This is a genomic window from Variovorax sp. FG153, assembly GCF_057809595.1.
This window is the reverse complement of the sequence record NZ_JBMDKG010000013.1, coordinates 127,350-142,080: the sequence shown is the minus strand read 5'-3', so window position 1 is coordinate 142,080 and position 14,731 is coordinate 127,350. Positions and strand designations below refer to the sequence as shown.

Annotated in this window: 14 protein-coding genes; 9 read left to right on the top strand and 5 right to left on the bottom strand. The window is 68.8% G+C overall.

Annotated elements, in window-relative coordinates; translation table 11 throughout:
* Positions 1–64 precede the first annotated feature (64 nt).
* Positions 65–1,123: a transporter gene (locus ACODT0_RS16635; RefSeq protein WP_261210713.1), complete on the bottom strand. Its 1,059-nt coding sequence runs from the start codon at positions 1,121–1,123 to the stop codon at positions 65–67.
* Positions 1,124–1,136: 13 nt separating this feature from the next.
* Positions 1,137–2,777, bottom strand: coding sequence for an inorganic phosphate transporter (locus tag ACODT0_RS16630; RefSeq protein ID WP_057594417.1), 1,641 nt, complete (start codon positions 2,775–2,777; stop codon positions 1,137–1,139).
* Between the two features lie 157 nt (positions 2,778–2,934).
* Between ACODT0_RS16630 and ppk2 the strand changes: the two genes are divergently transcribed.
* A complete protein-coding gene (gene ppk2, locus ACODT0_RS16625; protein WP_057594416.1) occupies positions 2,935–3,864 on the top strand; it encodes a polyphosphate kinase 2 in 930 nt (309 codons plus the stop codon).
* Positions 3,865–4,008: 144 nt separating this feature from the next.
* Positions 4,009–5,055, top strand: coding sequence for an extracellular catalytic domain type 1 short-chain-length polyhydroxyalkanoate depolymerase (locus ACODT0_RS16620; protein WP_489041755.1), 1,047 nt, complete (start codon positions 4,009–4,011; stop codon positions 5,053–5,055).
* 9 nt (positions 5,056–5,064) lie between these two features.
* On the opposite strand, the gene ACODT0_RS16615 is transcribed toward ACODT0_RS16620, so the two are convergent.
* Complete coding sequence (locus tag ACODT0_RS16615; protein WP_489041754.1) at positions 5,065–5,991, bottom strand: AraC family transcriptional regulator; 927 nt, start codon at positions 5,989–5,991, stop codon at positions 5,065–5,067.
* Between the two features lie 115 nt (positions 5,992–6,106).
* On the opposite strand from ACODT0_RS16615, the gene ACODT0_RS16610 reads away from it, so the two are divergent.
* Both ACODT0_RS16610 and ACODT0_RS16605 read left to right on the top strand, forming a co-directional pair.
* Complete coding sequence (locus ACODT0_RS16610) at positions 6,107–6,493, top strand: nuclear transport factor 2 family protein (RefSeq protein WP_208507800.1); 387 nt, start codon at positions 6,107–6,109, stop codon at positions 6,491–6,493.
* A gap of 59 nt (positions 6,494–6,552) precedes the next feature.
* Positions 6,553–8,019 carry an MFS transporter gene (locus tag ACODT0_RS16605; protein WP_489041753.1) on the top strand — a complete coding sequence of 489 codons (1,467 nt, stop codon included), beginning with the start codon at positions 6,553–6,555 and terminating at the stop codon, positions 8,017–8,019.
* 161 nt (positions 8,020–8,180) lie between these two features.
* Here the strand turns inward: ACODT0_RS16605 and ACODT0_RS16600 are convergent, their stop codons facing one another.
* Together ACODT0_RS16600 and ACODT0_RS16595 are read right to left on the bottom strand one after the other, a co-directional pair.
* Positions 8,181–8,609, bottom strand: a complete 429-nt coding sequence (locus ACODT0_RS16600; protein WP_489041752.1) for a hypothetical protein — start codon at positions 8,607–8,609, stop codon at positions 8,181–8,183.
* Positions 8,593–9,216: a transcriptional regulator gene (locus ACODT0_RS16595; RefSeq protein WP_489041751.1), complete on the bottom strand. Its 624-nt coding sequence runs from the start codon at positions 9,214–9,216 to the stop codon at positions 8,593–8,595. The genes ACODT0_RS16600 and ACODT0_RS16595 overlap by 17 nt, the downstream gene beginning before the upstream one ends.
* A gap of 57 nt (positions 9,217–9,273) precedes the next feature.
* Between ACODT0_RS16595 and ACODT0_RS16590 the strand changes: the two genes are divergently transcribed.
* The 5 genes from ACODT0_RS16590 (at position 9,274) to urtD (ending at position 14,729) form a co-directional block, all read left to right on the top strand.
* Positions 9,274–9,588: a nucleotide pyrophosphohydrolase gene (locus ACODT0_RS16590; RefSeq protein ID WP_057594413.1), complete on the top strand. Its 315-nt coding sequence runs from the start codon at positions 9,274–9,276 to the stop codon at positions 9,586–9,588.
* 136 nt (positions 9,589–9,724) lie between these two features.
* Complete coding sequence (gene urtA, locus ACODT0_RS16585) at positions 9,725–10,993, top strand: urea ABC transporter substrate-binding protein (protein ID WP_057594412.1); 1,269 nt, start codon at positions 9,725–9,727, stop codon at positions 10,991–10,993.
* A 90-nt stretch (positions 10,994–11,083) separates the two neighbouring features.
* Complete coding sequence (gene urtB / locus ACODT0_RS16580) at positions 11,084–12,631, top strand: urea ABC transporter permease subunit UrtB (RefSeq protein ID WP_261210715.1); 1,548 nt, start codon at positions 11,084–11,086, stop codon at positions 12,629–12,631.
* The gene (urtC, locus tag ACODT0_RS16575; RefSeq protein WP_489041750.1) at positions 12,628–13,854 is read left to right on the top strand and encodes an urea ABC transporter permease subunit UrtC; all 1,227 of its coding nucleotides are present in this window, start codon (positions 12,628–12,630) and stop codon (positions 13,852–13,854) included. The genes urtB and urtC overlap by 4 nt, the downstream gene beginning before the upstream one ends.
* Positions 13,851–14,729 (top strand): urea ABC transporter ATP-binding protein UrtD, encoded by an 879-nt coding sequence (gene urtD / locus ACODT0_RS16570; RefSeq protein WP_057594409.1) that lies wholly within the window; start codon positions 13,851–13,853, stop codon positions 14,727–14,729. The genes urtC and urtD overlap by 4 nt, the downstream gene beginning before the upstream one ends.
* Positions 14,730–14,731 lie beyond the last annotated feature (2 nt).

Here is a 14,731-nt window from a genome sequence, read left to right as displayed (position 1 = left end):
ACGGTCGCATGGGTGCTCGTATTTGCTACTAGATAAATAGCATTAACCGCAGCGGTGGAGCGGCTCAGCGCTTCTTCCTGAAAGCGGCCCAGGCGGCCACCGCGGTGAAGGTGGCGACGATCGCCACCACGATCCAGAAGCCGTGCTTGTGCTCGGCCAGCGGGATGCCGCCGACGTTCATGCCGAACAGGCCGGCCAGGATGTTGATCGGCAGCGCCAGCACCGTGACCACCGTCAGCACGAACAGGCTGCGGTTGTTGTCCTCGTTGACGTTGGCGGCGATCTCTTCCTGCAGCAGCTTGATGCGTTCCTGCAGCGCCTGCATGTCGCGCAGCACCACCGAGAACTCCTCGGTCGCGCCGCGCAGCTCCTGCGTGTCGTCCTCGGCCATCCAGCCCGGCGGGCGCTGCAGCAGCCGGAACAGCGCCGCCGGCTCGGGCGCCAGCAGGCGCTGCAGCCGCACCAGCAGCCGGCGCATCAGGCCCAGGCGCGCGCGCTTGTGGTCGAGCCGGCCGGCCAGCAGTTCGTCCTCGATGCGGTCGACGCGGCCGGTCACGCCGCGCACGATCTTCACCAGCACGTCGGCCTGCGCGCGCAGCAGGTGCTCGAGCAGCTCGGTGCTCGAGCCCGGCGCGTCGCCGGCCTTGACCGCGGTGCGCAGCGCGTCGACCGAGCGCAGCGGCTTGCTGCGCGCGGTCACGACCAGCCGCGCGCCGACCGCGATCCACAGCGTCGAGATGTCCGAGGGCTCGAAGCTGAAATCGAAGTGCACGTCGTTGATGACCGCGATCAGCGCATCGTCGGCGCGCTCGATGCGCGTGGAGGGCAGGCCCTCGTGCAGCGTCTCGTAGAAGGTGTCCGACAGCCGCGCGTGGCGCCGCAGCCAGCGCTCGGCCTGGGCATGGCTCAGGTTGAAGTGCAGCCAGGCGTAGGGGCCCTCGAAGGGCGCGCCCGCCAGCTCTTCGTCGGGCGGCAGCGCATCGAGCCAGGCCGCGGCCTGGCTCGAATCGATCTCGCGCGAGGCGTCGGGGCCCGACGCGCCCGGGTCGAACAGGTAGCCGCAGATCAGCCCGGCTTCGTCGCCGCCATACGAATTGGCGGCCAGGTCATGGAGTGCCGGCAAGGTGCGCGATGCTTCAGAACAGGTGCGTGAACAGCCAGTACAGCACGCCCGACAGCAGCATCGCCGCCGGCAGCGTCAGCACCCAGGCCAGCGCGAGGTTGCGCAGCGTCGACATCTGCAGGCCCGAGCCGCTCGCGGTCATGGTGCCGGCCACGCCCGAGGACAGCACGTGCGTGGTCGAGACCGGCAGGCCGTACATGTCGGCCGCGCCGATGGTCACCATCGCCACCACCTCGGCCGAGGCGCCCTGGGCATAGCTCAGGTGGGTCTTGCCGATCTTCTCGCCCACGGTCACCACGATGCGCTTCCAGCCGATCATGGTGCCGAGGCCCAGCGCGATCGCCACCGCCACCTTCACCCACAGCGGGATGAAGCGGGTGGCGTCGTCGAGTTCCTGGCGCAGCGCGCCGACGCGGGCCTTGGTGTCGGCGTCGAAGCGCGCGGCGCCGCTCTTGTCCAGATGGCGGATCGCCTCGGAGGTCAGGTACATGTCGTTGCGCACGTTGGCCACCGCGTCGGCCGGCAGGCGGGCCAGCGAGCCGTGCTGCCTGACCTGCTGCGCGATGCTGCCGGTGACAGAGGCCAGCGCGGGCACCACCGTGTCGTTGAACTCGCGGGTGCGCACGTAGGTCGCGAGCGAGTCGCGCGCGGCCGCCGGCTGCAGCGCGGGCAGCGAGGTCGGCAGGCTGCGCTGCATCGCGCCCTGCGCCACCTCGGCCACGGCCACGAACTTCACCGTCTGGTCGGCCGGCATGGCGCGGTTGAGCGCATAGGCCATCGGCACCGTGCCCACCAGGATCAGCATGATCAGGCCCATGCCCTTCTGGCCGTCGTTGGAGCCGTGCGCGAACGAGACGCCGGTGCAGGTCAGGATCAGCAGGCCGCGGATCCACCACGGCGGCGGCTCGCTGCCCTTGGGTTCTTCATACAGCGCGCGGTTCTTCACGAAGGCGCGCAGCGCCAGCAGCAGCAGCGCGGCGCAGCCGAAGCCCACCAGCGGCGACAGCAGGAGCGAATAGCCGACCTTGGTGGCCTGCGCCCAGTCCACCCCGCTGGTGCCGTCGCGCCCGTGCATCAGCGCGTTGGCCACGCCCACGCCGATGATCGAGCCGATCAGCGTGTGCGAGGAGGAGGCCGGCAGCCCCAGCCACCAGGTGCCGAGGTTCCAGATGATGGCGGCGATCAGCAGCGCGAACACCATCGCGAAGCCCGCGCCCGAGCCCACCTGCAGGATCAGCTCCACCGGCAGCAGCGCGATGATGCCGAAGGCCACCGCGCCGCTGGAGACCAGCACGCCCAGGAAATTGAAGAAGCCCGACCACACGACCGCGAAGTTCGGCGGCAGCGAGTGGGTGTAGATCACCGTCGCCACCGCGTTGGCGGTGTCGTGGAAGCCGTTGACGAACTCGAAGCCCAGCGCGATCAGCAGCGCCACGCCCAGCAGGATGTAGGGCACCCAGGTGGTCATGGGCGCGCCGGAGTCGGAGACGTCGCTCACCAGGCTCCATGCCGTGTAGAGCAGGCCGACGGCCAGCAGGCCGACGAAGGTGATCAGGGCGACCGGACCGGGCCGGGCGTCGAGCTTCGGGCGGTGGGCTGCGGACCCTGCCGGCGCGGCCGGCATGTCCGTATTCGGGGCGGCGAGCGTGTTCATGGAAGCGTTCTGAAGTGTTGTAGTGGGAGAAATGGTGTTCGCGCCGTGTGACAACGGCGTGTCGGCCTACAGGTTTCGGCCGCGAAACCGTCACGCCGGCGTCATCTGGTCCATGCAGCATGGTTTTCCCCGATCCCGCCACTCTTGCCCCTTCACCATGCCGACGAGCGCCCTTCCCGACCACGAAGAACTGATGCAGCGCATCGCCCGAGACCTCATCGACAGCTACGACGAGGAGCTCGAGCTGGAGATCGAGGACCGCAACGTCGACGGCCTCGACGGCGAGCCCGCCGGCACGAACGGCGCGTCCGACAAGGCAGCCCGCCAGGCCTATTTCAAGGAACTGTTCCGCCTGCAGGGCGAACTGGTGAAGCTGCAGGACTGGGTCCAGCACAGCAAGCAGAAGGTCGTGATCCTGTTCGAGGGTCGCGACGCGGCCGGCAAGGGCGGCGTCATCAAGCGCATCACCCAGCGGCTGAACCCGCGCGTGGCCCGCGTGGCCGCGCTGCCCGCGCCCAACGACCGCGAACGCACCCAGTGGTACTTCCAGCGCTACGTGGCGCACCTGCCGGCCGCCGGCGAGATGGTGCTGTTCGACCGCAGCTGGTACAACCGCGCCGGCGTCGAACGCGTGATGGGCTTCTGCACCGACGACGAGTACGAGGAGTTCTTCCGCACCGTGCCCGAGTTCGAGAAGATGCTCGTGCGCTCGGGCATCAAGCTCATCAAGTACTGGTTCTCCATCACCGACGACGAGCAGCACATGCGCTTCCTCGGCCGCATCCACGATCCGCTCAAGCAGTGGAAGCTCAGCCCGATGGACCTCGAGAGCCGCCGCCGCTGGGAGGAATACACCAAGGCCAAGGAAACGATGCTGGAACGCACCCACATCCCCGAGGCCCCGTGGTGGGTGGTGCAGGCGGTCGACAAGAAGAAGGCGCGCCTGAACTGCATCAGCCACCTGCTGGGCCAGTTGCCCTACGAGATGGTGCCGCATGCACCGGTGGAGCTGCCGGCCCGCGTGCGCCATGCGGACTACCTGCGCCAGCCCGTCCCCGCGAGCATGATCGTCCCCGAGGTTTATTAACCTACCCCCGAATCTCCGCGCACTTCGTGTCGCTTCGGATCCCCCCTCAAGGGGGCGCACCCCTGTGGCCCGGCAAAGCCGGTTCCACGGGTGCCCTGGCATGGCCCTAGGTTGGGCGCCGCTTTGCCCTCACACTTGAGCGCCATGGCCCGCCGTTCCACCGCTTCCGTCTTCGCCCGCGCCTACGAGCGCAACCTGAAGGCGCTCACGAAGCTCACGCTGCGCAACAGCCAGCGCGTGGCGGGCCAGGTGCAGCGCGCGACGGCCAAGCGGCTCAAGCCGCCGCCCGGCAAGGGCGACTGGCTCGGCGGCATGGCGATCGGTCCCGGCGGCGCGCGGCGCTATCACCTGTTCCGTCCCGCCGACCTGCATCTGCAGCCCGGCGAGAAGCTGCCGCTCATGGTCATGCTGCACGGCTGCGGCCAGACCGGGCGCGACTTCGCGGCCAGCACGCGCATGAACGCGCTGGCGGCGCGCCAGCGCTTCCTGGTGCTCTACCCCGAGCAGGACCGGCTCGCGCATCCCCAGGGCTGCTGGAACTGGTATGAGCGCCGCTCCGGCAAGGCCGATGCCGAGGCCGCGACGCTGATGGCCGCGGTCGACCAGGCCTGCATGCTCTACCCGGTGGACCGCGAGCGCGTCGCGCTGGCCGGCCTCTCCGCCGGCGCCAGCATGGCGGCGCTGCTGGCCACGCGCTATCCGCAGCGCTTTCGCGCGGTGGTCATGCATTCGGGCGTGGCGCCCGGTGCGGCCAAGTCGTCGGCCACCGCGCTCGGCGCGATGCGCGGCCAGAACGTGCCGCCGATGCCCGTCACCGCCGTCGGCAAGGCGATGGGTGCCGCGGCCGTCCTCGCGACCCTGCCGCCGATGCTCGTGCTGCACGGCGATGCCGATGCCGTGGTCGTGCCCAGCAATGCCGTCAACAGCGCCGCCGTGTGGGCCACGGCCATGGGCGCGCGGCCCGGCGTGGCGCGCGACGTGCAGCGCGGCAAGCGCCGCCCGATGCGCGTGACCGACTTCAAGCGCAAGGGCCGCACGGTGGTCTCGCTGTGCGAGATCGCCGGGCTGGGGCATGCGTGGAGCGGCGGTGCGTCGAAGCTGATGTTCAGCGATGCGGCCGGGCCCGATGCCACGCGGATGGCCTGGGCCTTTGCCATGGCGCAGTTCAGGCACGCGGCCAAGCAGGCCTGAGGCGCTCTTTCACGCCGTGGCGTTCTCGCGCGCCGCGGCGCGCCATGCACCGGGCGCCATGCCCTTCTCGCGCTTGAAGGCCTTGCTGAAGGCGGCTTCCGATTCGTAGCCCACCGCGCCGGCGATGGTGCCCAGCGCGGCGTTGCCCTGGCCCAGCATGTTGCCGGCCTTGAACATGCGCCACTGCGTGAGGTATTCCAGCGGTGCCTGCCCCACGCGCTCGCGGAAGCGCTGCGCGAAGGCCGAGCGCGACAGGCTCGCGGCCGAGGCCAGCGATTCCACCGTCCAGGCGCGTGCCATGTCCTTGTGCATCGCGCGCAGCGCGGGACCGATGCGCGCATCGGCCAGCGCGGCCAGCCAGCCGGTCTGCGCATCGCCCGCGGCCGCGACATGCGCGCGCACCGCCTGCACGAACACGATGTCGGCCAGCCGGCTCACGAGCAGGCCCGAGCCCAGGCCGGGCTCGCCGGTCTCCATGGCCAGCAGTTGCAGCGTGCCCTGCAGCGCGAGGGCGCGCGCCTGTTCCATCTTCACGTGCAGCAGCACCGGCAGCAGGTCGAGCAGCGGACGCGCGGCGCGCTGGTCGAAGTGGAACCAGCCGCAGATCACCGAGGCCGCGGTGCCCGTGCCGCCCAGCTCGACGACGCCGCCGATGCGGTCGCGCACGACCGAGGCGCAGCTCACCGTGGGCGTGGTCGGATGGTCGCGCAGCACATAGGGCGTGCCGTGGGCCAGCACGTAGCAATCGCCCGCGGCGAGCGCGACGGGGTGGTCCGCCCCCTCGACCTCGAGCAGGCAACCGCCGCGCACCACGAGGCCGAAACGCGCGCTCTCGCCGCCGGCCAGGCGCACGCCCCAGGGCGCACCGGCCTCGAGCCGGGCATACAGGGCGCTGCGCACGCGCATGGCCGCGAAAACGTCGTCGAGGGGGTCCATGAAGGCTCCGGTGGCGGTGGACGAATGGACAAGATTGTCGGCTTTTCAGGCATTCACTGTCCATCGAGTGCGGCAGAAACTGCCGATTCACTCTCACCGCACAGGAGCACACGCCATGCATGCCAAGACCCGCTTCACCGAACTGGCCGACCGCTACGTCGCCCTCTGGAACCTGACCGACGCCGACGCCCGCCGCGACGCCATCGCCGCACTGTGGGTGCCCCAGGGCGAGCACTACGTGCGCACGCTGCAGGCCAAGGGTTACGAGGCGCTGGCGCAGCGCGTCACCGGCTCGCACGAGAAGAACGTGCGCGATGGCGGCTTCCGCTTCATCGCCACCGGCGATGCGCAAGGGCTGCACGACACCGTGATGTTCCATTGGCAGATGGTCCCCGCCGCGGGCGGTCCCGTGGCGGCGCTGGGGCTCGAGTTCCTGCGGCTGGCCGAGGACGGCCGCATCGCCGTCGACTACCAGTTCATCCTGCCGACCCCCGGCGTCTGATCGCTTGACCTCCGGGGTCATTGCCGCAGCGCGCCCTCCCTCCAAGACTCGAGCCCACCATGACGCAGTCCAACATCGCCGTTCCCGCGGCATCGCTTTCATCCTCGGCCGGCCAGAACGCGGACGCGGCCAGGCCCGGCCGGCTGGCCCTGTGGGTCATGCTCAGCGGCACCTTCCTGGTGGTGCTGGACTTCTTCATCGTCAATGTCGCGCTGCCCTCGATGCAGCGCGAACTGCTCGCGAGCACCGCCACCTTGCAGCTGGTGGTGGCGGGCTACGGTCTCGCCACCGCCGCAAGCCTGATCACCGGCGGCCGGCTCGGCGATCTCTTCGGGCGCCGCCGCATGTTCATGACGGGCCTGCTGCTGTTCACGCTGGCCTCGGCGGCCTGCGGCCTGGCGCCCAATGCCGAGCTGCTGGTGGCGGCCCGCGTGCTGCAGGGCCTGGCCGGTGCGCTGCTGCAGCCGCAGGTGCTCGCGATGATCGGGCTGGTCCACACCGGCGAGGACCGTGCCCGTGCCTTCGCCGCCTACGGCCTCACGCTCGGCCTCGGCGCCACGCTGGGCCAGCTCGTGGGCGGGCTGCTGATCCAGGCTGATGTGTGGGGCCTCGGCTGGCGCAGCTGCTTCCTCATCAACCTGCCGATCGGCCTGCTCGCGCTGCTGCTGGCGCCGCGCGTCATTCCGCCGCTGGCCAATGGGGGCCACCAGAGCCGGCTCGATCCCGCCGGCATGCTGCTGGTGGCCGCGGCGTCGGTGGCGGTGGTGCTGCCGCTGGTCGAGGGTCGGCAGCAGGGCTGGCCGCTGTGGAGCTGGCTGTGCCTCGCGGCCGCGCTGCCGCTCGCGCTGCTGTTCGCCTTCCAGCAGCGCCGGCTCGCCGCGCGCGGCGGTGCGCCGCTGGTGGCGCCGGTACTGATGGCCGATGCGCGCTTCGTCAACGGCCTGCTGACCACGCTGGCCTTCTATGTCGGCAATGCCTCGCTGTACTTCGTGCTCGCGCTGTACCTGCAGCAGGGCCTCGCGCTCGGCGCGCTGCGCTCGGGCCTGGTCTTCACCGCGCTGGCGCTCGGCTTCTTCGCCACCTCGATGGGCGGCGCCCGCATCGCGCGCCGCTTCGGCGGCAAGCCGCCGATCGTGCTCGGCGCGCTGCTGCTCGCGGCCGGCCATGCGCTGCAGTACCTCAACGTCGCGGCCTTCGCGGGCCATGCCCACCTGCTCGCCTGGATGGTGCCGCTGCTGCTGGTGCAGGGCGCGGGTCTGGGCCTGGTGATGGCGCCCCTGGTCTCGAGCGTGCTCGCCGGCCTGCCGCCACAGCATGCGGGCGTGGCCTCGGGCGTGCTCTCGATGGTGCAGCAGGCGGGCAATGCACTGGGCGTGGCGCTGATCGGGATCCTGTTCTACGGGCGGCTCGGCGAGCGGGGCGATGCGGCGGCCTATGCGGCGGGGCTCGGAGTGGCGCTGGTCTATCTGATGGGGTCGGCGTTGCTGGTGGCGGTATTGCATCGGTGGGGCGCGCGCCCGCGCTAGGAGTCTGCGCGGCAGAAGGCATCGAAGCGAAACGCGCGAAAAACGAGGACAGCGTGGTGATACCGACAAACCCATAGCTGGGCTATGGGCGCAGGCGGGATCGCCGCGATGGACCGTTTTCTCGCGCGTTGCAGCCGATGCGGCTTCTGCCGCGCAGACTCCTAGCTGCCGCCGGGCGCGGGGAGCGCCGACAGCTTCGCTGCCACCTGCTGGCAGGCCACGATCATGTCGCGGACGATGCGCTCGTCCACGTTCAGGTCGCCCTCGTACTCGCCGAGGTTGCGGATCTCGTGGCCCTTGGCCAGCACGCGCCAGACCTCGGGGCCCAGCGACAGCGTGTGGGGCAGCACCTGGAAGACGATGAAGCGGTTGCCCGAGCGGTAGCCATGCCAGCGCAAGGCGGCGAGGCACAAGGCGTGGGCCGCGTTGTAGACGAGGTCGAAGCGGCCCTCGAGCGAGAGCTGCGCGACCTGCGCATCCTTCAGGCGGGCATGGCCCGAACGCAGCAAGCCCGCGAACTCGCGCGCATCGGGCGCCTCGGCCGCGAGCGGCTTCGAAGGGCCGCAGAGGTTGTCAAGCGGGGAGGGCATGCGCGTCGCCGAGCACCCAGAGCTTGGGCTGAGCCATCACGCGCGTGGCGAAGGATTCGCCGTCCTTGAGCTTTCGCATCAGTTCCTTCCTCGTGAACAGGGTCGGGTTCACTGTACGGCCGAGCCGTGCGGAAACGGCATCGAGCGCGAGAAAGAGATCCGGATAGGCAAGTTCGTCACTGATCAGCAGCAGGTCGATGTCGCTCGCGGCCGTGTCGCTCTTCTTGGCCACGGAGCCGTACACGAACGCGGCCTCGATCCTGTCGGCCACGGGCTGCAGCGCCTCGCGCAGCGGGCCCGCGAGCCCGAAGGTCTTGCGCACGATGCTGCTCAGTTCCTCGTGGATCGGCGATTGCGCATTGGCCTGGTAGTGCTTCTGATTGCCCACGCGCGACATCGTGAGCAGCCCGCTGTCGGTCAGTTGCTTGAGCTCGCGCTGCACGGCGCCCGAGCCCGCGCCGGTAAGCTTGATCAATTCGGTGAAGAAGAAGCTCCGGTCCGGCTGGCCGAAAAGGCAGCCCAGCACGCGCTGCTGGGTGGTCGTGAACAGGGCGTCGGCGAGTCCGACGGTTGCTTCGAGCTGCTTCGGCATCGGCGATTTACCCATTTTGGGCATTTTATTACCCAAAATGGGCTTTTCATGTTTGTGTCCCCAAGAGCCGCCATGACCCACGACCTCCAATCGCTCACGCTCGCCCTGCGCGACTTCGCCCGCGAGCGCCACTGGGAACCCTTCCACTCCCCCAAGAACCTCGCCGCCGCGCTCTCGGTCGAGGCCGCCGAGCTGCTCGAGCATTTCCAGTGGCTCACCGAGGCCCAGAGCCGCGAGCTGCCGGCCGACAAGCGCGCCGAGGTCGGCACCGAGATCGCCGACGTGCTGCTCTACCTGCTGCAATTGGCCGACCAGCTCGGCATCGATCCCGTCGAGGCCGCGCGCAGCAAGATGGTCGCGAACGCGCGCAAGTACCCGGCGCCGTAGCGCCGTTGACGCGGCCTGAGTACCTCCGTGTACGCCACCCGGCGTATTTCTCCTTCCTGGTGCATTCCGCAGACTCCCTCCCATCGCTCGGCACCGCGCCGGCGAACAGGTTCAACCCACCGGAGCAGGAGTCCACATGCAACGTCGTTTCACCCTCAAGGCGCTCACCGCCGCCGTCGCGCTGGCCAGCATCTCCGCTGTGCCCGCATTCGCCGCCGACACCATCAAGGTCGGCGTGCTGCACTCGCTGTCGGGCACGATGGCCATCTCGGAAACCGTGTTGAAGGACACGGTGCTGATGGCCATCGACGACATCAACGCCAAGGGCGGCGTGCTCGGCAAGAAGCTCGAGCCCGTGGTGGTCGACCCGGCCTCGAACTGGCCGCTGTTCGCCGAGAAGACCAAGCAGCTGCTCGGCCAGGACAAGGTCTCGGTGATCTTCGGCTGCTGGACCTCGGTGTCGCGCAAGTCGGTGCTGCCGGTGGTCGAGGAAATGAACGGCCTGCTGTTCTACCCGGTGCAGTACGAGGGTGAAGAGCTCTCGAAGAACGTGTTCTACACGGGCGCCGCGCCCAACCAGCAGGCGATTCCGGCCGTCGACTACCTGATGAGCAAGGAAGGCGGCGCCGCCAAGCGCTGGGTGCTGCTGGGCACCGACTACGTCTACCCGCGCACCACCAACAAGATCCTGCGCGCCTACCTCAAGAGCAAGGGCGTGAAGGACACCGACATCGACGAGAAGTACACGCCCTTCGGCCACAGCGACTACCAGACCATCGTCGCCGACATCAAGAAGTTCTCGGCCGGCGGCAAGACGGCCGTGGTGTCGACCATCAACGGCGACTCCAACGTGCCCTTCTACAAGGAACTCGGCAACGCCGGCCTGAAGGCCAAGGACGTGCCGGTGGTGGCCTTCTCGGTCGGCGAGGAAGAACTGCGCGGCGTGGACACCAAGCCGCTGGTCGGCCACCTGGCCGCGTGGAACTACTTCATGTCGATCAAGAACCCGACCAACACGGCCTTCATCAAGCAGTGGAGCGACTACGCCAAGGCCAAGAACATCGCCGGCCACAAGGACAAGCCGCTGACCAACGACCCGATGGAAGCCACCTGGATCGGCATCCACATGTGGAAGCAGGCGGTCGAGAAGGCCAAGTCGACCGACACCGACAAGGTGATCGCCGCCATGGCCGGCCAGACCTTCACCGCGCCCTCGGGCATCGTCTCGAAGATGGACGAGAAGAACCACCACCTGCACAAGAGCGTGTTCATCGGCGAGATCAAGGCCGACGGCCAGTTCAACGTGGTGTGGAAGACGCCGGGCCCGGTCAAGGCCAAGCCGTGGAGCCCGTACATCGAAGGCAACGACAAGAAGCCCGACTATCCGGCCGGCAAGTCGATGTAAGTGCGTTCCTCCCTCCCCCGCCCGGGGGAGGGCCTTTCCTACTTCCGCTTCAAGATGCTTCGACGAACCCTCCACTGCGCATTCGCCGCCATGCTGTTCATGGCAACGGCCGCCCAGGCGCTGACCGCCGACGAAGCCCGGGCCATCGCCGCCGGCGATTCCGAAGCCCGCATCGCGGCGCTCAACAAGGCCGTCACCAGCGCCGACGAGAAGACCGCCGACTTCATCCAGGCGATGTCGGACGACGCGGTCAAGTACACCGAAGACAAGGTCTTCGTGATGAAGGACGACAAGGGCTACGACCCCGTGACCGGCGCCGAGCTCAAGGTGCCCGACACGGCCGAGGACGTGGTCAACAACAACCTGATGCGCGGCGCGCTCGATGCCGCGCAGGCCGCGCTCAAGCTCACCAGCAAGGACGACGCGGTGCGCGCCGAGGCCGCGCAGGCGCTGTTCAAGGAGCCCGACGAATCGCGGCTGCCGCTGGTCGAGAAGGCGCTGGCCGCCGAGACCCACCCGAAGATCAAGGCGCAGCTCGAACTGGTGCGCGCCGCCAGCATGCTCGGCAGCGCCGACAAGGCCAAGCGCCTCGTGGCCGCGCGCGAGCTCGGCGAGAGCCGCAGCCCCGACACCAAGCTGCTGCTCAACCAGCGCCTGGCCGACGAGACCGAGGCCGACGTGAAGGCCGCGATCGTGGCCTCCATCGCCAGCATCGACGGCTCGCTGGTCTGGGGCGACCGCCTCAATGCCGTGTTCAGCGGCGTCAGCCTGGGCTCGGTGCTGCTGCTGGCCGCGCTGGGCCTGGCCATCACCTACGGCCTGATGGGCGTCATCAACATGGCGCATGGCGAGCTGATGATGATCGGCGCCTACGCCACTTACGTGATGCAGGGCATCTTCCAGAAGTACCTGCCCGAGGCCGCCTTCGGCTGGTACCTGGTGGCCGCGATCCCGGTCTCGTTCCTGGCCTCGGCGCTGGTGGGCGCGGTGCTCGAGCGCGGCGTGATCCGCTTCCTCTACGGACGCCCGCTCGAGACCCTGCTGGCCACCTGGGGCATCAGCCTGATGCTGCAGCAGCTGGTGCGCTCGCTGTTCGGCGCGCAGAACGTGGGCGTGGAGAACCCGGCCTGGATGAGCGGCGGCCTGTCGCTGCTGTCGAACGTCACGCTGCCGTGGAACCGCCTGTGCATCATCGTCTTCGCGGTGCTGGTGCTGCTGGCCATGGGCTGGCTGATCGGCCGCACGCGGCTGGGCCTGTTCGTGCGCGGCGTCACGCAGAACCGCCCGATCGCCTCGTGCATGGGCGTGAACACCGCGCGCATCGACACCTACGCCTTCGCACTGGGCTCGGGCATCGCCGGCCTCGCGGGCTGCGCGCTGAGCCAGATCGGCAACGTCGGCCCCGACCTGGGCCAGAGCTACATCGTCGACAGCTTCATGGTGGTCGTGATGGGCGGCGTCGGCCAGCTCGCGGGCACCGTCTACGCGGCGCTGGGGCTGGGCATCCTCAACAAGTTCATCGAAGGCTGGGCGGGCGCGGTGCTCGCGAAGATCGCGGTGCTCGTTTTCATCATCATCTTCATCCAGAAGCGGCCGCAGGGCATCTTCGCGATGAAGGGCCGGAGCGCAGAGGCATGAGCAAGGTCGTACTTCCAACCAAGGGGCCGCTGCTGAGCGGCAAGGGCTGGACGGCCTTCTTCGTCGCGCTGATCGTGGTGTGCGCGGTGGCGCCCGTGCTCAACATGTGGGTGCCGGCCGACAGCCCGCTGCACATGAGCGACTACGCGGTGGCGCTGGTCGGCAAGATCATGTGCTACGCGATCTGCGCGCTGGCCATGGACCTGATCTGGGGCTACACCGGCATCCTCTCGCTGGGCCACGGCCTGTTCTTCGCGCTCGGCGGCTACATGATGGGCATGTACCTCATGCGCCAGATCGGCCGCGACGGCAACTACAAGAGCGATCTGCCCGACTTCATGGTGTTCCTCGACTGGAAGACGCTGCCCTGGCACTGGACCTTCAGCGACAGCTTCGCTGCCACCTTGGTGCTGATCGTCGCGGTGCCGGGCCTGATCGCCTTCGTGTTCGGCTTCTTCGCCTTCCGCTCGCGCATCAAGGGCGTGTACTTCTCGATCATCACGCAGGCCCTGACCTTCGCGGCCATGCTGCTGTTCTTCCGCAACGAGACCGGCTTCGGCGGCAACAACGGCTTCACCGACTTCAAGCGCATCCTCGGCATCCCGATCGCCACGCAGGAGATGCGCATGACCATCTTCGCGCTCACCGGCGTCACCTTGCTGGCCTTCTTCCTGTTCGCCAAGTGGCTGATCGCGAGCAAGTTCGGTCGCGTGCTGCAGGCCATCCGCGACGCCGAGTCGCGCGTGATGTTCTCGGGCTACAACCCGCTGCCCTACAAGCTCGGCATCTGGGTCATCTCGGCCGTGATGTGCGGCGTGGCCGGCGCGCTCTACGTGCCGCAGGTCGGCATCATCAACCCGAGCGAGATGAGCGCGGCCAACTCGATCGAGATCGCGATCTGGGCCGCGGTGGGCGGGCGTGCGACCCTGATCGGGCCGATCATCGGCGCCTTCATCGTCAACGGCGCGAAGAGCTGGCTCACGGTGGCCTATCCCGAGTACTGGCTGTACTTCCTCGGCGCGCTGTTCATCGCGGTCACCTTGTTCCTGCCGAACGGCATCGTGGGGCTGGTGCGCCAGTGGCTGTCGCGCGAGAAGGCGGCGCCCGTTGCGTCATCGCCGGCGCGCGCCGAGGCCCAGCGCTCGCTGGCAACCGAACAAGGCATGGAGCCGGACGCCATCGCCGCGCCGTTGCATGCCGAACCGAAGGGAGCCCGCGCATGACGCCCGACCTGATGGAAGCCGGCGCCGAGCGCGCCGCACGCGCCAAGGGCCAGCCGCACGACACCGGCGCCACCGAATCGGGCGGTCGCACGGCGGGCTTCAGCCGCATCGCGACGCCCGGCGAGGTCGACGTGACCCACGGCCGCATCCTCTACCTGGAAGACGTGAGCGTGAGCTTCGACGGCTTCAAGGCGATCAACAAGCTGTCGCTCGACATCGCGCCGGGCGAGCTGCGCTGCATCATCGGCCCCAACGGCGCGGGCAAGACCACGATGATGGACATCATCACCGGCAAGACCCGGCCCGACGAGGGCACGGTGTTCTTCGGCAGCACCATCGACCTGCTGCGCCACAAGGAGGCCGAGATCGCGCAGCTGGGCATCGGCCGCAAGTTCCAGAAGCCGACCGTGTTCGAGCACCTCACGGTGTTCGAGAACCTCGAGCTCGCGCTCAAGACCGACAAGGGCGTGCGCGCCTCGATGCTGTTCAGGCTCGACTCGGCGCAAAGCGACCGCCTCGCCGAGGTGCTCGAGACCATCCACCTCGCGGCCAGCGTGTCGCGCATGGCGGGCAACCTGAGCCATGGCCAGAAGCAGTGGCTCGAGATCGGCATGCTGCTGATGCAGGACCCGAAGCTGCTGCTGCTCGACGAGCCCGTGGCCGGCATGACCGACGAGGAGACGGCGCGCACGGCCGAGCTGTTCCTCACGCTCAAGGGCAAGCATTCGCTGATGGTGGTGGAGCACGACATGAGCTTCATCCGCACCATCTCCGAGATCGTGACCGTGCTGTGCGACGGCTCGGTGCTCGCGCAGGGTTCGCTCGACGAGGTGCAGGCCGACGAGCGCGTGATCGAGGTCTACCTGGGCCGCTGAGG